The organism is Mycoplasmoides pirum ATCC 25960 (assembly GCF_000685905.1).
Lineage (GTDB): Bacteria > Bacillota_I > Bacilli_A > Mycoplasmatales > Mycoplasmoidaceae > Mycoplasmoides > Mycoplasmoides pirum.
The window spans coordinates 1-20,675 of record NZ_JMKZ01000002.1; the positions used below are offsets into that span (position 1 = coordinate 1).

At 22.5% G+C, this 20,675-nt stretch carries 17 protein-coding genes, 2 tRNA genes and 1 riboswitch; of the genes, 1 reads left to right on the forward strand and 18 read right to left on the reverse strand.

Features of this window, described 5'->3' with window-relative positions:
* From T397_RS03995 to T397_RS04480, 16 genes are all read right to left on the reverse strand, one after another.
* A partial coding sequence (locus T397_RS03995) for a hypothetical protein (RefSeq protein WP_036449324.1) occupies positions 1–795 on the reverse strand: 795 nt, incomplete at its 3' end.
* 861 nt (positions 796–1,656) lie between these two features.
* Positions 1,657–2,922: a lipoprotein 17-related variable surface protein gene (locus T397_RS0102665; RefSeq protein WP_027124106.1), complete on the reverse strand. Its 1,266-nt coding sequence runs from the start codon at positions 2,920–2,922 to the stop codon at positions 1,657–1,659.
* A gap of 302 nt (positions 2,923–3,224) precedes the next feature.
* A tRNA-Trp gene (locus T397_RS0102670) sits at positions 3,225–3,298 on the reverse strand.
* A 2-nt stretch (positions 3,299–3,300) separates the two neighbouring features.
* Positions 3,301–3,375 (reverse strand) — tRNA-Arg (locus tag T397_RS0102675).
* 51 nt (positions 3,376–3,426) lie between these two features.
* A complete protein-coding gene (locus T397_RS0102680; RefSeq protein WP_027124107.1) occupies positions 3,427–6,564 on the reverse strand; it encodes a P116 family lipid acquisition surface protein in 3,138 nt (1,045 codons plus the stop codon).
* Positions 6,565–7,045: 481 nt separating this feature from the next.
* Positions 7,046–8,086: a ZIP family metal transporter gene (locus T397_RS0102690; protein WP_027124109.1), complete on the reverse strand. Its 1,041-nt coding sequence runs from the start codon at positions 8,084–8,086 to the stop codon at positions 7,046–7,048.
* Between the two features lie 115 nt (positions 8,087–8,201).
* A complete protein-coding gene (locus T397_RS0102695) occupies positions 8,202–8,441 on the reverse strand; it encodes a hypothetical protein (protein ID WP_027124110.1) in 240 nt (79 codons plus the stop codon).
* A gap of 2 nt (positions 8,442–8,443) precedes the next feature.
* Positions 8,444–9,631: a prolipoprotein diacylglyceryl transferase gene (lgt, locus tag T397_RS04000; protein ID WP_081794312.1), complete on the reverse strand. Its 1,188-nt coding sequence runs from the start codon at positions 9,629–9,631 to the stop codon at positions 8,444–8,446.
* Positions 9,632–10,585 carry an HPr(Ser) kinase/phosphatase gene (gene hprK, locus T397_RS04005; protein ID WP_052663096.1) on the reverse strand — a complete coding sequence of 318 codons (954 nt, stop codon included), beginning with the start codon at positions 10,583–10,585 and terminating at the stop codon, positions 9,632–9,634.
* Positions 10,586–10,681: 96 nt separating this feature from the next.
* A complete protein-coding gene (locus T397_RS04010) occupies positions 10,682–11,446 on the reverse strand; it encodes an ABC transporter ATP-binding protein (protein ID WP_036448904.1) in 765 nt (254 codons plus the stop codon).
* 2 nt (positions 11,447–11,448) lie between these two features.
* The gene (locus T397_RS0102715; RefSeq protein ID WP_027124111.1) at positions 11,449–12,456 is read right to left on the reverse strand and encodes an iron chelate uptake ABC transporter family permease subunit; all 1,008 of its coding nucleotides are present in this window, start codon (positions 12,454–12,456) and stop codon (positions 11,449–11,451) included.
* Entirely contained in the window at positions 12,449–13,432 is a 984-nt protein-coding gene (locus T397_RS0102720) for an iron chelate uptake ABC transporter family permease subunit (protein ID WP_027124112.1), read from the reverse strand. The genes T397_RS0102715 and T397_RS0102720 overlap by 8 nt, the downstream gene beginning before the upstream one ends.
* A gap of 2 nt (positions 13,433–13,434) precedes the next feature.
* Positions 13,435–14,673, reverse strand: a complete 1,239-nt coding sequence (locus T397_RS0102725) for a hypothetical protein (RefSeq protein ID WP_027124113.1) — start codon at positions 14,671–14,673, stop codon at positions 13,435–13,437.
* Between the two features lie 139 nt (positions 14,674–14,812).
* Positions 14,813–14,913: riboswitch (adenosylcobalamin-variant (AdoCbl-variant) riboswitch) on the reverse strand.
* A gap of 10 nt (positions 14,914–14,923) precedes the next feature.
* A complete protein-coding gene (locus T397_RS0102730; RefSeq protein ID WP_027124114.1) occupies positions 14,924–15,628 on the reverse strand; it encodes a YebC/PmpR family DNA-binding transcriptional regulator in 705 nt (234 codons plus the stop codon).
* 24 nt (positions 15,629–15,652) lie between these two features.
* On the reverse strand, positions 15,653–16,219 hold the full coding sequence (locus tag T397_RS04475; RefSeq protein WP_081794313.1) for a gluconeogenesis factor YvcK family protein: 567 nt from the start codon (positions 16,217–16,219) through the stop codon (positions 15,653–15,655).
* Positions 16,183–16,626: a gluconeogenesis factor YvcK family protein gene (locus T397_RS04480; RefSeq protein ID WP_052663098.1), complete on the reverse strand. Its 444-nt coding sequence runs from the start codon at positions 16,624–16,626 to the stop codon at positions 16,183–16,185. The genes T397_RS04475 and T397_RS04480 overlap by 37 nt, the downstream gene beginning before the upstream one ends.
* A gap of 97 nt (positions 16,627–16,723) precedes the next feature.
* Between T397_RS04480 and T397_RS0102740 the strand changes: the two genes are divergently transcribed.
* Positions 16,724–16,966 carry a hypothetical protein gene (locus tag T397_RS0102740; protein WP_027124115.1) on the forward strand — a complete coding sequence of 81 codons (243 nt, stop codon included), beginning with the start codon at positions 16,724–16,726 and terminating at the stop codon, positions 16,964–16,966.
* Here the strand turns inward: T397_RS0102740 and T397_RS04020 are convergent.
* Entirely contained in the window at positions 16,963–18,819 is a 1,857-nt protein-coding gene (locus T397_RS04020; RefSeq protein ID WP_052663099.1) for an ABC transporter ATP-binding protein, read from the reverse strand. The two genes, T397_RS0102740 and T397_RS04020, sit on opposite strands and share 4 nt — an antisense overlap.
* Positions 18,812–20,614, reverse strand: a complete 1,803-nt coding sequence (locus T397_RS04025; protein ID WP_052663100.1) for an ABC transporter ATP-binding protein — start codon at positions 20,612–20,614, stop codon at positions 18,812–18,814. The genes T397_RS04020 and T397_RS04025 overlap by 8 nt, the downstream gene beginning before the upstream one ends.
* Between the last annotated feature and the right edge of the window lie 61 nt (positions 20,615–20,675).

Sequence of the window (20,675 nt, forward strand, 5' to 3'; positions counted from 1 at the left end):
ATTTTGAATTTCAATAAATTTTGCTGATATTTGATTTAAAATATCATTTTGTGTGCTTTTTATTTTGAAACCTGTAAAAGTTCTAGTACCCCAATAAGTTAAATCATCATTGTTAGCACCTTTTTTAAAAATAGCAAAATCAAATGTTATTTTTCCCTTACTATCATCAATAGTTATGGGAAGATTTTGAAGTACTCAATTATTATTTTGATTATTAATGAAATCTCTTATAAATAGTTCTAATGGTTCTTTTGCATCAGATGCATAAACAGAATTACCATTCAATGAAATTTGTTCTTGTATTTCATTTAATTTTTTATCCAATTTTTCGCCAATCTGTTTGTAAGTTTCACGAATACAGAAATTATAAAAATTATATTCTTCTGAAAGAGTAAAATTTTGTTTAGAAACAGAATAAGCTAATGAAAGAGTTCCACTATAATCATCAACATAAGACCTTAATTTATTAACTGTAAATTCATTTTTTATAAAAAAATCATTTAAATATGAATTAATGGGTTCTACGGCATGTCTAGCATATGTTTTGCGATTATTCAAATCTATTTGTTTTTGAATTTCTTCAAATTTAGCATGCACAAAATTTCTAATATCGTCTTCTGTTGAAAATAAATTTATTGAATTATCAATATTATTATTTGTTGCTAATTGATTTTGATTTTTTAAAATAGAATTATTTTTGTTTAAAAATGTTGTTGAAATCACACTTGTAATTATTAAACCTAAACCCAAACCAAATAACAAATAGTTTCTCTTTCATATTTTTTTCTTTTTCATTTTATATTCTCTACTATTTTTAAAATACTCAAAAACATTGATTACAATAAAGCATATATTTAGCAAATTTACATATTTATTTACTAAATACAAATAATAAATACAACTAATAAATAATTTAATAATTATTTATATTTTGAGTCATTATATGAAAAAAAATAAAAAAAGCAAGCGCCTTTTTTATTTTTGTAACATTCTTTTTATTTAATTTAATTAATAACAAATTAAATACTTTATTAAGTTGAATTATATATAATTTAAATTTTTATTTTCATTATTTTTGATAATCTTAATTTTATTATCATAATTTATTATTTTAATCAATAAATTAATATTCTATATATTTTTGTATGGTAGAAGTTTTTTAATTTTCAAATTTGATTTTGAATTTTTATTATATTAATAAAGGGATGCAAAAATATTTTTGATTCTTGCGACATGAAAAAAATTATATTTACTAATTAAATATATTTAAATAAATAATTTAAAAAATTATTTATATTCTTGACATCAAGAAAAAAGATATTTACTTTTTTATTTTTTAAAACTATTTTTTATATAGATTATTTCAACTTCAAAACAAATTAATTTAAAAAATCTTTAGGCTATTTTAAAACCTTTAAGCTGTCTAGCGTTATTTTCACTTCGATTAACTTTTATGTCTTGTTTTGTAACATTATAGAAAATTTCTATATATCCGCTACTATCAATTGATTTAACTACCAATGATTTAATATTGAATTGATTATTATTTAAAAATTCTTTCAATTTTTTTCAATTTCTGCTGTTTTTAATGAAGGGAGATAAGATGATTTGTTTTCTGTTGATTCATCTATTCGACTAATTCCGTCATCTATTTCTTTATCAAATTGGTTTTTTTGAATTTGTTGATGTAAGTAAACCGCTTATTATTTTTGGATTATTTGTATTGTTTAAAATAATATTATCTTTTGCAACAACATATTCAATTGTTATTGTCCCTGCGTCATTATCGGAATTAATTATCAAATCATAAATGTAAAAATTTTCAGTTTCAAAAAAATTACTTATTTTTCCAATAATATTTTGAATTTCTGTTGATGGTAAAGTAGATGCCTTATTAATGCTATTTTCTATTTCTTCTATTTTATTATCAATCTTAGTTTGAAAATCATTTTTTACACTTTCATTCGTCTTGAATCCAGATATTATTTTAGGATCATTTTCATTGCTGATAGTGACTCCTTCTTTTGAAGCAATATAAATGATGATTAATTCACCATTTCCATCGTTTGGCACAACTAACAAATCATCATCTGTTACATTGAATTGTTCTGTGCTAAAAAAATTATTTATTTTCTGTTTGACATTATCAAGTTCGGATGATGCCAATATTGTGGATTTATTAGAAATATTATTGCTTATTTCTTGGATTTTTCGATCTATCTCAATTTTAAATTGATTTGTCAATTCATTGATTGTTTTAAATTTAGGAATTACTCTTGAAAGATTAGATATTTCAAAATTATTTTTTGAAACACTATATGTAATTGTAATTTCCCCTTCATTATCATTAGAAACAATTTTAAAATTTTTTACAATGAAATTTTGCTCTTCAAGAAGTTTAATTATTTGTGTTTTAACTTCGTTTTCTAATAAACTTGGTAATTTGTTTTTGCTAAAGGAATTATCAAAATTTTGAAATATGGTATTAATTTCTTTTATTAATTCTTCTTTTAAAATTGAATTTGTTTTAAGACCATCAAGTGTTTCTTCACCTTCAATATTTTTCAAGTTATCTTTTGAAATATTATATGAAATTCTTATAGTTCCTTTATCATCATTTGGAATTAATGTCAAAGAATTATCATCTAAAGTAAAATTTTTAGATTTTAATAAATTTGTTGCTTTAGTTTTAAGCGTAGATTGATATTCTGTTGGTAATTTTGAAAAATTTAATTTATTAATTTCGGTTTGCAATTCATTAAATATTGATTTAATATCTGTTTTTTTAATTTCTTCAATCATTTCATTTACTGATACTGAATTATCAGAACAACTAGCTAGAATAGTTGTTGTTAATGCAGCAGTTGAAATTACACCTAATGTTAGTAATAATTTTTTTATTAAATTTAATCTTTTTTTCATTTTTTTCTCGACATTTTTTACATGGTAACTACATTATAGTTAAAACATGCGAAGTATAAAAAATTTAAAATATTCTAAAAAAAAAAAAAAAAACGACAATTTTTTTAATAACAAAAATACATAATTTAATAAACATCATGTATTTTTTTATTATGTGTTCACTAACAACTAAATAAACAAAATTTTATTTTGCCATAAAAATATAGTGATTAATTAAATAGCATTAGGAATTGGACTTGAACCAATACAAATAAAATACAAACATCAAGTTTGTGTGTCTACCATTCCACCATCCTAATATTTGGCAGGGGTGAAAGGAATCGAACCCTCATTAGTAGTTTTGGAGACTATTGTTCTACCATTGAACTACACCCCTAATGGCTTCCCTTATAGGATTCGAACCTATATTAATTGTTTAGGAAACAATTGTGTTATCCATTACACTAAAGGGAATAATGTATATTTAATATACAAAATTATTAGTTAAATTAAACAAATATATATTTATAAAATTGAATATTTTAAATCAGAAATAAAAGTAGATAAATTCAAATGAATTGAATTTACAAATTTATTATTTGTTTTGTCAAATATAGGATAAGGAAAAATTATTATTTTTTGAATAGCTCTTAGCTCAAACAAAAAATTTATTTTAAATGGAATAGGTATTTTTTTAATTAATGGATTTCCAACATAAACATTTTCAAAAATTTTTAAATTAAAAGATGATTGTCTAATTCCAAAAAGTGAAATTGTATTTACAATATATTTCAGTTGTTTTTCATAAAATACATCATTAAGATTAATTAAATGGTTAATAAAATTTATTGAATCATTATCTATAGATGGATATTGATTATTTCAATTTCAACTTTTGTTAAAAATTTTTAATTTTGTTTGAGAAATTTGATTTTCATCAAGTAAATCACTATATTTAAAATCATAATTATTTAGATACAAATAAGGATCAATTACTTCTTTTTCATTATTTAAATTTAACATAAATTTATTTTTATTTTCAATTGGTTCTAAATAAATATTTGATAAAAGATTGTAATTTCTATTAACCATATCATTTATAAAATTTTTACTAAAATTTATAAACGAATTATGGAGTTGATTACTTAATTGATATGTTGGTATTACATGATTAATATTTAATTTATTTGATTGATCATTTATCTGAATTTGATTAGCTAAATTTTTAGAATCAATTGTTAATGTTGCACCTATAATTTGATAATTCATTTTTAAATTTTTAAAAAAATCATAATTGTATGTTGGTAAAACATATAAATTATTTCCAGAATATTTAATTTTCAATATACCATTTATATTTATTCAAGGTTTAGTTGAATCAAATTCAAATGAACCAAATAAAATTTCTTGAAATAATGTTTTTAATGATGCTTTTGGATTTAAATTGTTTTTTATATTAGATAACATTTGATCTACAATACCATTTTTACCATTTTCACCATAAGCAATATTTTGTGACAATTTATTTAAATCAATTAGTCATGAAGGAACTCAAGAAAATTTTTTTGTAATATATTCTTTAATTTGATCATAACTTTTATTTCTAATAAAATCCAATGTCTTATCATCTAAAAATTTATCTAAAGTTTCTTTCAAAGAATTAGAAGGTAAAAAATTTAAAAAAGCATTAATTAATGAAACGGGTATTTCAAAATTATTAATTTTTAAATCAAAAGATTCATTTAAATTTTTAACTAATAAATCATTTCCATTTTCTGAATATTCAATATTAAAATTATTTTCTTCTTCTTTATTTATTATTTTTATTTTATTTAAATTTATATTTTGCAAAAAAAATGAAATTTGATTTAATAAATTCAAAACATTTTCAAAGGTTTTTTCGTTAGGTTCTATAGAATTATTATTTAATATTAAAATTTCAAATATTTTTTCAAAATTATTAGAATTTAACAATAAATTAAAATTAAATCCTACCATTTTAAGAATATTCATTAACATAGCTTTTTTTAAAACTTTTCCATCAGAATCTATTCCATCTTCAAGCAAATTATATGTTATCTCTGAAATTCAATTTTTTGATGATGAAATTAATTTAATAAGAAAAACGCGATATTCTTTTATAAATTCAATGCTTTTATTATTTTTTAAATCTAATTCCATATTTTCTATATTTATTAAGGTATCTATTAAATTTGTTGCATTTTCTTTTTTGCTTAAAAAATCAAACAAATATACATCTTTAGATTCAGTTAAAGAATTTAATAGATTTAACAAAGGTTTATAATTTTTTCCTGTTAATACCAAATTAGCTTGTTTTACTAGATTTGAAAGCAAATCAAAGAATTGTTTTCCTGAATTAATTTCATTAAATATTTCACTTATATCTAATTCTTTTTCATTTAATTCTGAAAATAATTTATTAAAAAAATTAAATAAAATATATCTATGTTTATATAACAAATCATAAAAATCATTTGAATTAATTTTCGTTTGCGAATAATTAGTTAATAAATCATAAATAAATTCTTTTATTGAAGTTTTATTACTTATTAAATTGTTAAATTCGGGATAAATTAAACTTAAATTTTCTGAAATATTTTTAGCATTTTTTGTAATAACATCAGCTATCAAATAATTTTTAGATGAATTTTGTAAATCAATAATTGTCCTTAATAGTTTAGACATTGATTGAGAAATAGATACATAAAAATTTAATTTACCTTTTACATGTAAATTTAAATCATTTTTAACTTGATTTTTATTTATTAAATCAATATTAAATTTTTTATTTTTTCCTACAATATTATTTTTAGAAGTATATGGGTCATATGCTAATTTAGTTTTTACAAAATTAATATTTGTATAGGAAATATTTTTATTAAAAACAAATTGTTTAAATGATGTTTCAAATTTTTCATTTTCAAATTCAAAATTCATTTGAAAATTAGGCACAAACCAATTTAAATAAATTTTATTATGCAGATTATTTAAAATAGGAATGATTGCATTTTGTTTATCTTTATCATTATCAAAATTTAAATAATTAGAAAAATTTATTGTTACTTTTTCATTAGGATTTATCGATCTCAAATTAAATAAAAATTTATTTTCATTATCTACTAATTTTTGTTTTTCTTTAGTTTTATTTTTTAAAACAAAACTTCCAAAAATATTTACATCCATTTTGTTTTTAGAAATATTTTTAATTGTTGGTATTTTTGCATCAACAAAAGAAAAATAATTCTTATTGTTTTCTCAAATATCATAAATATATTGTTTTATGTCATTTAATAAATACATATATCCATATTGACTAATATGTTCATTCAAAATTAAATTTAACTTAGTTCTAATTGAATTAAAACCTATAGATAAATCATTATTTTTTATATTTTTATCCAAATCGTGAATCAATGATTTACCATTAATTACTTTTAATTTTGCAAAAGTAATATTTTTTAAAAAATCAGGGTAAAAATTATTTATTTTTTTTGGTTTTTCATTTTTATTGTTGTTGTTTTCTTCAGTGATGTTTAGTTTAGCACTATTGCTAGTTAAAGTTTTAATAATTGTTATTGGCAAAACTGTCGTCAAACCAATAAGTGACAAAATTCCTATTGATCAATTTATAATTTTTTTCATATTTGACTCCATTTTTTTAAAATTAAAAAATGGAAAATTTTATCAAAAATTAAAATAAATTATTTTTATAAAAAACAAAAGAATTTGGGAAATTATGTAAATTATGAATAAATCTAATCAAAAATTAAACAATGGTTTATTAAATAATTTAAATAAATTATTTTTATAAAAAATTTTTGGTAATTTAAATTGAAATATTAATCATTCAAAAAATGTTAATATTCTAAAAATAAAACTTAATCAGTAAATACAAAAATATAAACTTGAAAATATTAAATATTTATAAATTTTAATTAAACGATAAAAATGTTTATTTTTAGTTGTTAACAATTTTAAATTTATATTAAATATTGTATCTTGAAATGCTTTTTTAATATAAATTAAAAAAGCAAATAAAATATTTAATGGATTTAAAGTTAAATTAATATTTTTCATTATTATTTAAAAACATTATATTTAAATAATCTTATTATAACCTAAGTTAACCACCAAAAGAAACTAAAATAAAACAAACAATTATTCCAATTATCATTCAAGTAATTGTTAAATATCATTTTTTTTGTGTCTTAGCTTCTTGAATAACTTCAGGAAAAAACTCAACTAATGCAGTAAAAACAAATAAAACACCTACAATAACATGAATAATTCCATTTAATCATCATAAATCAGAAACAAATGTTCCTATATTGGCCCCCAAGAATATGAAAGGAACTAAAATTAAAATCATTAATATTGAATTCAAAATTGATTTACTTCGTTTTATTCCCATTTCTCTTTGTCTGTAATAAATAATTGCTTCTTCGGGAATCAAATGTAAGAAAAAACCAATAAAGAATGCTAAATTAATTCCACCTTCATTAGAAACTGCGCCATGCTTTAAATTCAAATTGTAACTATTATTTATGATTGTTTCTACAATTGAATTTTGAGTAGTTGTGTAATTATTAGAAACAATTTGATTAATTATATAACCCAAAAACAATCCAGCAGCAAATCTGTGCGATAAAACCAAATATAATGCAGTCGTTTTTGATTTAGTATCATTTTTGTTTCTGTTAATTAATAAATCGTGAGCATGTGGATGATTATGAAATGCAGGATGTTCTGAATGTTTTTCAATTGGAAAATTAGAATTGTATTTTCCTAATTTTTTATTAACCAAATACTTAAATCCTAATGCACCAAATAATCCAATTATTCCACCAATAACTAAAACTAAAATTTGATAACCAAAAGATAACCAAAAATTATTTTGATCAATATGATTAGCAGCATCAACTGCAAGTTCTTTTCCTTCACTAATTTCTCCAAATAAACCTAAAACAACAAAAAAACCAATAGTAAAAGCATATAAATATAAAGTAGATCTAATTTTTTGTTTTTTTCGTTCGAATAACGGAATAATGAAAGCAATAATAATTGGAATTAAAATAATTATTAATGACAATATTAAGGAATTAATATTGAAATCAGCTCATTGATTTCCGGTTTTAATTGTTAAGGGCGATAATAAATTATGCATTTTGTTATCCTTAAGTTTTTATAAATAATTTTTAATGTTGTTAATTGATAAAACAAGTATAACATAAAATATCTTATTTATAATTTTTATAAATAACAAAAAAACAAAAAAACATTTAAATTAGCTTTAAACCTGCTGCTATACAAATTCCAATAACTATTATCAATAAAGATCAAATTAAAATATTTATATACAAAAAATTAAATTTTTTTAAATGTTTAAAAAACTTATTATTGTATTTTGAAACAACTTGTTTTTCTGCTAAATCAACTATTGATTTTTCTACATCAGACATCTTAGATTCATTTTCATTTTGATTAAGCAATTCATCATTATTTATTTTTTCATTATTCATAATTAATTTACCTGAAATGGTTTTAAAACAACATTGTCATTATAATAATATTGATCTCAAAAATTTCTTGTATAAGAATATCTTCTTTTTTTATCAAAAAAATCAAAGTAATCTTTATATTTCAATTTATTTATTATTTTTTTATTAAAAGTTTTTTTGAAAAAATTAATTAAATAAACAAATGAAGTTGCTAAATGAATTCATACTTTTGTTACCAAAAAATAAATACAACGATATTTACGTAATTTAACAAAAACTAAATAAGAACAAATAATTCCTATAAATCCAAAAGAAATAAAAACTGATGATGTAATAATTGATGTTTCAAACTTAAATGTTGAATCTCTAAAAATTTCAATGATTAATCGAATAATTCCAGTTGATAAAAAATAAGAAAAAGCTAACGTGCCAGCTCGATAACCTTTTATATTTTCTATACCAAAAAATAAAATAATGAAAACTATGGTATTCATAAAAGATTCAATTAAAAAAATTGGTGCCCTAAATGCGACAATATTTCCTGTTTGAATTCACATATTTTTTCAAACATCTGGCATAAAAGATTTTAAAAAACCTCATTGAGTAAATGCCGGACCTGTTGTAATAGCTTGATAAACACCTCCATTACTTGTAGCTTCTTGAACAATGCCGCCATAAACTTCATGGTTAAAAAAATTACCTCAACGACCTATTGCTTGACCAATCAAAATAGCTGGGAGAATTGTGTCAGCAATAACTCACATACTAATTTTACGTGGAATTATTTCTTTAATTATATTTCCATTCTTAATAATTGTATTGTTTGTATTAATAAAATATTTAGGACTTCTTAAGATACATCCAAATCAAATTAAGCCTATTATAGAAGTTAAAATTACAGCACCTTGAATTGCGAGTCCTGCAAATCCATTTGCAAAATCAAAAAATGGAGTTTGCCCAATTTTAGAATCCCCAATAATGAATGATCAAGATCTAGCACCTAAAATCATAGTTGGAATTGATATAAAAATAAAAATATAAAAGGGCGTGTCTTCAACTTTATAATAAAATCTTAACTTAGCTATAATAAAAAAAATTGCAAAAAGAATACCTAATGCAAAAAATATTCCATATCATTGAACTTGAAAATCACCAATCATAAATGCTGGTGCATTTGGTTTTTGACTTTGAAATGGAACAATATTAAGCATTTATTTACTACCTTTTTTTATTTGTTTAACTTTAGTGTTAGATTGCGAAAGAGTTCGATGCTGTTTTAAAAAATCTTTTGTTGAGTCATAACCTTCACGTTTTAATTTTAAATCAATAACAACACTTTCAATTAAATCACTTACTTTTCTTCCTGGAGAAATTGGTAAAACATATTTAGGAATTTTTATACCGCATATTATTTCTGTTAAATTATCTTCATTTAATCTTTTAAATTCAAAATTTTTAGTGTTTATTGGAATTAATTCAATTACCACTGATACAGATGTTGATAATTTTATTTTTTCAATACCAAACATTTTAGATATATTTAAAATTCCTAAACCTCTTATTTCAATAAAATTTTTTGCTATTTTATTAGATTTTCCTAAAACTACTCCGCCTATTCTAGTTAAATCTACTGCATCGTCAGCAATAAATAAATGATTTTTTTTAATCATTTCCATTGCTATTTCAGATTTACCTATTCCTGATTCGCCAATTAATAAAACACCTTCACCATAAACTTCTAATAAAACACCATGAGTTGTTTCGTAAGTAGCAAGATTTTCTGAAATAAATGATCCAACAGATGATGAAATATCATTAGAAAACATATCACTCTTAATAATGGGTATTTGATATGTTTTGTTATTTTGAATTAGAAAATCAGTTTCTTTAAATGATTTAGTTAAAAGAATCATAGGAGGAGCTAATTTAAAAATTTCTTTTAATCTATAATTTCTTTCTTTAACGCTAAGACTATTTAAATAAAGATATTCACGATTGCCGAACACAACAATATTTTTAATTTTTTGATCTAAAAAAATTCCTGATAATTCAAATCCCAAACGATTTAATCCGGGTTTCAAAATTAAATTAGTTGTATTTTTAAAACCATCAATTAATTTTAAATTTATTTCAAAATATTTAATTACATCTAAAACTGAAATCACGTGATAATATTTACCAAAACTATATTAAAAAAATTACCTATGAATGATTATATATAAATTACTTAATAAAATATAATTAAGAAAATTATTAAGTAATTAATCAAATATTCTAAATTTGTTGTTTTCAATATAAATAGTTCTATTCACCCCAAAATATTTTTTAATATTTTCAGAAGTTATAACTTCTTTCGGCGTTCCATATAAAGGTATAGAACCTTGAAAAAAACAAGCAATATAATCTGAAATATTTGCAGCAATTTCAAAGTTGTGTAAAACAACAATAATAGTTTTAAATAACTTGTTTTTTAATTCTAATATCAATTTAATAATTTCATCTTGAGCTTCAACATCAAGATGATTTAATGGTTCATCAAGAATGATAATTGGCGTTTCTTGAACTAATGCATTTGCAATGATAACTTTTTGTTTTTGCCCACCTGACAAACTACCAATTTTTCTATCCTTTAAATCTAAAATATTTAATGTTTCTAAAATTTCATTAATAATTTTTTTATCTTCTTTTTTTAAAAAACCTAAAAAATTTGTATATGGTAATCTACCAATACAAACAAAATCTCATACTGATAATTCTGGATATATTGAATTTATTTGTGGAACATATGAAATAAATTTTGATAGATTTTTATAAGAAAATTTGTTTATATCTAAATCATCTATAAAAATCATATTATTTTCACATTTGTAATTTTTTATTAAAAGATTAATTAATGTTGTTTTTCCTGAACCATTATTTCCGATTCAAGAACAAATTGAATTTTTTTTAATTTCTAAATTAATATTTTTTAATTCAAAAAATGAATACATTTTTAAATAAGAAATATTTATTTTTATATTCTTCATAATTACTTTTTCCAAAACAAAAAAACAATAAAAATTAGACAACCAACAAAACCGGCAATTGTTGTTAAAGATATTGAGGATGCAAAATGTGAAATACTAATTTGAATATATTGAGACAACAGCAACAAAATAATTGCAATCAACATAGAACCAATAATATTGTATTTAAAGTAAGAGAACATTTTATTTGCAACAAATGAAACACTAGCGCCTATAAAACCAATTATTCCAATTAAGCTAAAAACAACCGAAGCCAATATACTAACTAACAAAATAAGAAAAAAACTTAATTTTTTATTATTAAATCCCAATGTAGTAGTTTTAGACAATAATGAACATTGAGCTAATATTTTAAGACGCAAATAAAATGAAAATATGAGACAAATACTAAAAATAATAATTGAAACATAAATATTGCTTAGATCATTTGATAATTTGATTCCTCCAAAAACTTTAGTTTGATAATAATTAAATCTAATTTTAATAATATCTTGATTAATTGCATTTGATGTTAGAAGAAAATAGGAAATTGCTGTAACTATTACATTTAAAAAAATTCCATAAATCAAAATAGATTTTGAAGTTAAATTAGTTTTTAAGGAAACAAAATAAAAAATGATACTTGAAAAAATAGCAATTCCTGTGTAAATAAAACTAAATATATAAGATTGTTCATAATTTAAAAAAAAATTTGTAGCAAATAAAATAAACAATGAAATAGCTAATTGTTGAAATGTATTTATTCCAATTATAGAAACATCAGAAAATTGATTTTTTGTAAATAATTGAATTAAATAATTACCAAGTCCAATTGCAGATGCGCTAATAATAATTTTAAAAACTATTTGAGATCTAATTAATCAAATTTTATTTGCATTCAAACCAGAAGGTATGTTCAAAGCAAAACTTGAAGAATCAAAAAAAAATAAAAATAAAACAAGAATTAGTGAAATGACACTAAAAATAAAAATAAATGTAGACTGTTTATTTAATATTTTTGATTTATTCATAATAATTTCTTTTGCTAATAAACATACAAATTACAAATGGAAGCATAATTATAATTGTTACAACATCAATATAAGTTTGCAAATAGCAATTAACAATAAATGCTAACAAAGTAACTATTAGACTAAGTAATGTACTAGGTAATAATGACCATCTAACATCATAATTGTTAATAATGTGTTTTTTTGTAATATAAGGTATTGCAAAACCTAATAATGTGAATGGAGCATAAGCAATAAATCCTCCTATACACATAAGACTAATTGCTAATAATGAAATCATATTTAATAATGCGAAATTTATATTTAAAGTTGATGCTTTGAAATATGCATGTTCTATAATATGTATTTTTTTAATATTCAATAAGAATATTATTGCGCCAATTACAAAAAATAATGAACCATAAATGAATTTAGATTCACTAAACGTAATTACCTCAATAATCATCCAACCCAAAACATTAAAACTTTGATCTTTTGAAAAAAAAGATAATAATGTTATTAAAGAACTTATTAAAATGGATAAAGATAATCCATATAAAATAACAATATTTTGATTATGTTTAAATTTACTAATTGATATATAAAAAGTAGGTAAAATATTAAATATAAACATAATACATAAAGATAATAATCCAATGGCTCAAATTGGAAAATTATTAGTCAAACTACTAATCAAATAGCTTAAAGTCATGATAGGTGTTAATCCCAAAGTAAATGGGGAAGCTAAAATATTTCTTGTTAGTGATTGTGAAGCTTCACCAGCAAAATTTAATGATATCGCAACTATGATACAACCAATTATTCCCAATCCGATACTGAGATAATCTATTCTATTTTCTGAATTAATAGAATTTAAAAAAATTAAAGAACCATTAGTTGTAATTGAAAAACCAATTAAAATTAAGCTAATAGCAATTAAGCAAAATAATAAACAAATTAAAAAATATTTAAGTTTGCTTTTTTTAAATGTTTCCATAACTAATTAAACAAAAAATTCTCTTTATTTAATGTTTTAATCAAAGATGAATCAAATATTATTTTTTCATTTATTTCATTCGCTTTTTCTTCACTTAAAATTTTTTTTGCAAGTAAATTAATAGAATATTCCATACCTAAAATATCATATGGGGCAATAGTAAATGAATCATCAACTACAATAATGTTTTTATCTGGAGAAATTTTAGACGATGTTTTAAGGATTGGTTGAAAATTATTTTTTATAGTTTGTAAAACATTTGAATCATTAATATCTATTGAAGATGATGAATTCACAACAACCACTACATAATCACTTGAATTCTTAAATCCTTCTTGAACAGCTTTTGCACTATATTCACCTGTAGATAATCATCATCCAACAGTGTTAAATCCTCCATATTGAAATATTCTTAATTTAAAATTTTCATTATTGTTTGAATTATCAGATTGATTTTTTTGTGGAATAGCAACATCAAAACCTAATGAATTATTTGTATCAAACAACCATGAAGGAAAATTGATGTTTGGTCCATATTCTTCATATTTTGATAAATCAGAAACAAAATTAGGTCCAAAATTAGAACCCCAAAAACTAATAGTTGGTTTTGAATTAGAAAAATTATTTTGAGTCATTACAGCTTCTTTAAAAATTTTAATTTTTTCATTAAATTTATTTAATAAATTTGAAATATAGCTGTTAACATCATTAAATAAAGAACTACCATCTAAATTTTTAATTTTTGAATTTAATTCATTAGCTAAAAATTTTAATTTTTCATTTCAATTTCATGTTTTATCTTTATTTTGTTGAGTAGCAGTTTGATCAACTCGATCTTTTAACGATTCAATTTGATTAGTATTATAAAAATCTTGATCTGATAAATAATTTTTTATTCCATAAAGTTCTAAATTACTTGGTTTTGAATATGCATATCCATACATAATTTCGGGTGATTGATTTAACCAAAATTCAGCATTACTTGCAGTAGGTTGATTACCATATTCTGTAGGAATATTTAATTGTTGAATGTAAGGAGGAATTTTAGTTTGATTATTGTATAAATTTTGACTCATTGGTTTAAAACCTATTGCAGCCATATTTCCTGATAAACTTGAATCCAAAGAAACCACATTATATTTTTGACTGTGTGCTACAGCACAACTATATGCAACTATAGACGTAGTTGTTAAGATTAAAAAACTAATTGAAGAAAGTGTAAATTTTAACTTACTCTTCATATTTTATTACCTCATAAAAATTAAAAATAATCAATTAAGGGTATAAAAAAACCTTGAATTAATTTAATAATTCAAGGTCAACATATAAATAATAAAAATTTAGTGTTTAACTAAAAATAAACTTTAGATGTGACCCAGCATCATAATAGGTATTCGGACTCATTGTTATCATTAAACAATACACCGTAGCTGGCACTGTCCCGGATTCGCACCGGAGTTCCCCTAAATTGATTGAATAAATTTTAACATATTAATTTGCAATATTAGAAACAATTCATTGAATATCATCATCATTATCACATGAATCAACAAATCGATTAAATCGTTCTTTTTCTTCATCGTTTAATTCAATTTCTGAAAGTGGTTCTAGTTTTAAATGACTATAACTAATATTGAATCCTGCTTCAGTTAATTTATTTTTAACTACATAATAAGAATTTGGTGAAACTATTATTTCAAAACCTTCTTCATCACTTTGCAAATCAATAACATTATCATCAAATAGTAATTCAAATAATTGTTCTTCAGAATAATCATTTTTATTTATCAAAATAATTCCGCGTTGTTCAAAATTAATCTTTACACTATTAGGCTTAGCTAAATTACCTTTTAATTTACTTATATATCCATTTAAATTGCTAATTATTCTATTAGTGTTATCAGTTAAAGCATGAACAATAATACCTAAACCATTTGGTCCATATATTTCATATTCAACTTCAATTAAATTAACATTATCTTTATTTGCGCCATTAATATTTTTATTAATTGAATCACGAGATAAATTTGCTTGTAAAGCTCGATCGATTGCTGCTTTTAATCTAGGATTCGCTTCAGGATTTGTTCCTCCAACTTTAGCTGCAGCTTTTATTTCTTTTGCTAATTTTTGTCATAGTCTTGCATTATCTTGTTGTTTTTTGTTAGTTTGACTTGCAATTAAATGTTTACGTGGCATGTTTAAATTCCTTGAAAAATAAATTTAAGATTTATTTAAAAAATTCATAAAAATTTTTTCTAATTTTTTTGGATCATGTCGTATATATTTTTTATCATGATTATCAACTAAATTAGTTAAAAATAATTTGTTTTTTAAATATGAATTATTTTCATCTATTAAAATTGGAAAACATTTCTGTTTTGAATAAGATTTTAAATTATTTTTATTAATTTTTCCTTTATGAGCAATTATTGTTTGAATAATATTTTTAGATAAATGTTTTTCAATAGCAATAACATGATCATACAAAGACATATCATGAGTTTCACCGTTTTGTGTCATGATATTCGCAACATATATTACTTTTGCTTTATTATTTTTAATAATTGCTTCTTTAATTCCTGGAGCAATTAAATTAGGAATAATAGAAGTATAAAGTGAACCTGTAGAAATTACAATATAATCAGCATTTGCAATTTTTTTAAAAACTTTTGGATTTGTTTTTATACTAGAACTATTTACATACTTAATAGAATCGATTCTTTTTTTGTAATTAGGAATTTTATGTTCTCCTATTTTTTTGTTCCATCTGTATATGTGGCTTGTAATTTAATATGAGGATAATCTGTTATTGGATAAATTGATCCTTTAACATTTAAAATTTCACTTAAGGATTCAATGCCTTTATAAAAATTTTTTTCAATTTGAATTAAAGCAGAAATAATAATATTTCCTAAGGATTGATTATTGAATATTGATTTTTTAACTTTATTGGATGTTAAAAAACGATATTGAATTAATTGTTTTAATAAATCTTCATTTGGTGATAATGAAGTTAATATTTGTCGAATATCTCCAATTGCTGGAATATTAAATTCTTTACGCATAAGAGCTGTTGAACCACCATCATCTGCAACTGTAACAATAGCTGAAATGTTAATGTCTGGAATGTTCTTAATTCCTTTAAGAATTGAACTCATTCCAGTTCCGCCACCAAAAACAACAAATTCTTTCATATTTGTTTCTCTTGTAATAAGTAATTAAGCAAATAGTTATATACAATTTTAAATTGTATTAAAATTAAAGTGAAAATAAAAAAATAAGAAGTACTTTATGAGAAAATACAATAAAATAGAAGTTTTAAAGTTAACTGTTTTTTGGATGTTAGCAATTGGAATTATCTGTTTCATTGTTACATCAATTTTGGCAGTTAGTTCTGTAACATATAATGCAATCTTAGGATTATTTATTGTTGGAACAATCTTAATTGTTCCATCTGGAATAATTTGAATAGCCTTGTGGTTTAGCAAAATTAATAAAAAAATTATTGGTGACAAAAAAGAAATTAAAAATTAATCTAATTCAAATTCACCACCAACTCCTTTTTTAAATTGTGAATTGTATAAATTAGCATAGAAACCATTAAGTTTCAATAATTCATCATGTGAACCTTGTTCTACAATTTCTCCACTATTTACAACTAAAATCTTGTTAGCATTTTTAATTGTTGATAATCTATGAGCAATGACGAAAGAAGTTTTTCCTTTCATTAAAGTATCTAATGCTTTTTGAATTTTTACTTCTGTTCTTGTATCTACAGAAGATGTCGCTTCATCCAATAATAATATAGGTGAATTTCTAACAATAGCTCTTGCAATTGCTAACAATTGTCTTTGGCCTTGAGAAAAATTACGACCATTAGATTCAACAATTGTGTCATAACCATCTTTTAATTGCATAATAAAATCATGAGCATTAGCAATTTTAGCAACTTCGATAATTTCTTCATCAGTTGCATTTAAATTACCATATCTAATGTTTTCTTTAATAGTACTTGTAAATAAGTAAGTATCTTGTAAAACAATAGAAATATTATCTCTTCAACTAGTTTCAATTACATTAGAAATTTCACTATCATCAATAGTAATTTTTCCATCATTATAGTTATAGAATTTAGTTAACAAATTAATAATTGTAGTTTTTCCTGCTCCTGTTGGGCCTACAATAGCAATCATTTCACCTGGTTTGGCTTCAATATTTGCATTCTTTAAATTTAAAGTATTTGGGCGATAACCAAAATTTACATGATCAAATTTTACATACCCTTTAACATCATTTAATGATTTTGCATTTGGTTTATCTTCTGGTGGAACTAAATCTAAAATTGTAAATGAACGTTGTGCACCAGCCAAACCTGCTTGAATTAAATTAATAATTGATAATGATTGATTAATAGGGTTAGTGAAAGAACGTAATAAATTAAAGTAAGATGCTAAAAAAGTAAATGACGTAACATCACTAACACCTCAACTATTGAAATCAGAACTTAAAAATCCAGACATTAAAGCAAAAGCTAAAAAAACTAAATTAGCAGCAAAACCAAACCAAGGAAAAATTAATACTGATAAAGTTTGAGCGGAAACAGCATTCGGAACAATTGCTTGATTGTATATTTGAAATTTTTCGTATACTTCATTTTGACGATTCAACAACATTACAATTTTATGGCCTGAAATCATTTCTTCCATATAACCATTTAAATCACCTATTCGATCTTGTTGTTTAATAAAATATGGTTGTGCTTTTTTAGTAAATCAAAAACCAATCGATAACATTAAAAACAAAATTGGAACAATAATTAATGTGATTGCAGAATTTAAAATCATCAAAATTATGAATACAAAAAATAATGTACTAACACCTTGAATCAATTGGGCGCCTGATTGTACTAATGCTTGACTAACATTATCAATATCATTAGATAAACGACTCATTAAATCACCACTTGAATGTGTATCAAAATAAGAAACTGGCATTTTTTGCAATTTACAATAAGCATCTCATCGTAATCTAGCACAAGCAGTTTGACTGATTTTTACCATAATTACATTTTGCACATATTGCATACCAGATGTAGAAACATACATAAGCAATAATGAACCAATTACCACAACAACTAAAACAACTGGATCTAAATTAGCTAAAGCTGTATTCAATCCGTCTGGATTAGTAACATTTGGAGTTATTAAAGCAGAAATCGCATACCCCAAAAAAAAGGAAGAAAAAGCTAAAATTGCTGATGATAATAGAGCAAAAGTTAAACTAATAAATCAAACCGATTTTTTAGCTTCCATTTCTTTTAATATACGTTTAATTAATTTAAAGGGTTGCAATTTAGAATCAGTACTTAAAACTTTTGCATTATGCATTTGCTAATTCCTCCTCACTCATTTGTGAAACTGCTATTTGTTTGTATACATCACAATTTTTAATTAATTCACTATGTGTTCCTTGTCCAACAATTTCTCCTTTATCAACAACTAAAATTTTATCTGAATCTTTTATTGATAAAATTTTCTGAGCAATTATTATAGTAGTCAAACCTTTAAGTTTTTCTTTAATATTTCTACGTAAATTTTGATCAGTGATTGCGTCTAATGCGCTAGTTGAATCATCTAAAACAAGAATTCTAGGTTTTCTCAATATTGTTCTTGCAATTGAAACACGTTGTTTTTGACCACCTGATAAATTTTTTCCTCGTTGTTCAACAATATGATTAATTCCATCAACAAAATTATTGATAAATGGTTTAGCACAAGCGATTTCTAACGCTTCATCGATTTCTTCATTTGTTGCTTTATCATTACCAAACAATAAATTTGATTTTATTGTTCCTGCAAATAAAATATTTTCTTGAAAAACATAACCAACAGAATTGTGTAAATTATATGTATCAATATCTTTTATATTTCTTTTACCAACAATAATATTACCTGTTGTAGGTTCATAAATCCTTGCCATTAAATTAATTATTGATGATTTTCCAGAACCTGTTGATCCAATAATCCCTATTGTTTCACCTGAATTAATTGAAAAATTAATATTATTTAAAATGTTTTCAGAAGAATTAGGATTATATTTAAAATTAACATTTTCAAAAACAATTGAACCATCAACAAGATCTAAACCACTAGAGTTTACTTTTATATTTGGAATGTCATTTAGAACTTCGTTAACTCTTTTCACTGAAGCTCGTGATTGTACAAAATTAAATAAAACCATTGTACTTATAGTAATACCCATAATAATATATCCTTGATAACCAAGAATAGATTGTAATTTGCCCAACTCTAAAGTTGAATCTATTGGATGTGGTGGATATTTTGCTATTAATAAAATTATCAAAGAAGCTAAATTAGCAATCAATAAAATAATAGGTTGTAATCCAGATAAAATTTTAAATGCTTTTGTAGTATAAAAATTTCAGCGATTATTTACTTCATTAAATTTATCTCTTTGTGTAGATTCAAGATTATAAGATTTTATAACACGCACACCTAAAATATTTTCACGAGATTGAACATTTAAAGCATCTACTGTTTTTTGAATTGTTCCAAACAATGGCGATGCTTTTTTGATAGCAACCATCATCGCTATAATCATCAATGGTATTCAAACAGCTAATGAAATAGAAAGATCACCATCTGTCATTATTGAAAAAATTAAACCCCCAACAAATAAAAATGGTCCTCGAATCATGATTCTTATAACTGTAAATGACATATTTTGAATTAACGCTATATCATTAGTTAATCTAATAAGTAAACTAGACGTACCAAATTTATCCAGATTAGAAGAAGATAATTTTTGAATTTGTAAAAATAAATTTGATCTAATCATTGCAGCTATATTTACAGCTGATTTAGAAGCTAAATAAGCTCCTAAAAAACCAGTTAATAAACCAAATAATGCACATGCACCCATTGATGAACCTAAAATAGTTAAAGCTTCAGTTCTAGAAGTGAATTGAAGTGTTCATACTAAAAAAGGAACATGCGAAAGAATATAACCTATATTATCATCAGAGGCTCCGATTATAGGTGTCATAGCAGTGAAAATAGCTGGCATAACTAAATCAGTTATAACTTGAATAAAAGTTAAAATACTAGCAAATATAGTTATAGTTCAGTATTTAGCACTTTGAAACTTTAAAAGTTTTCACATACTTTTTTTCAATATCCCTTAAATATTAATTTTCTATTAAAAATATTACTGAATGTTTATA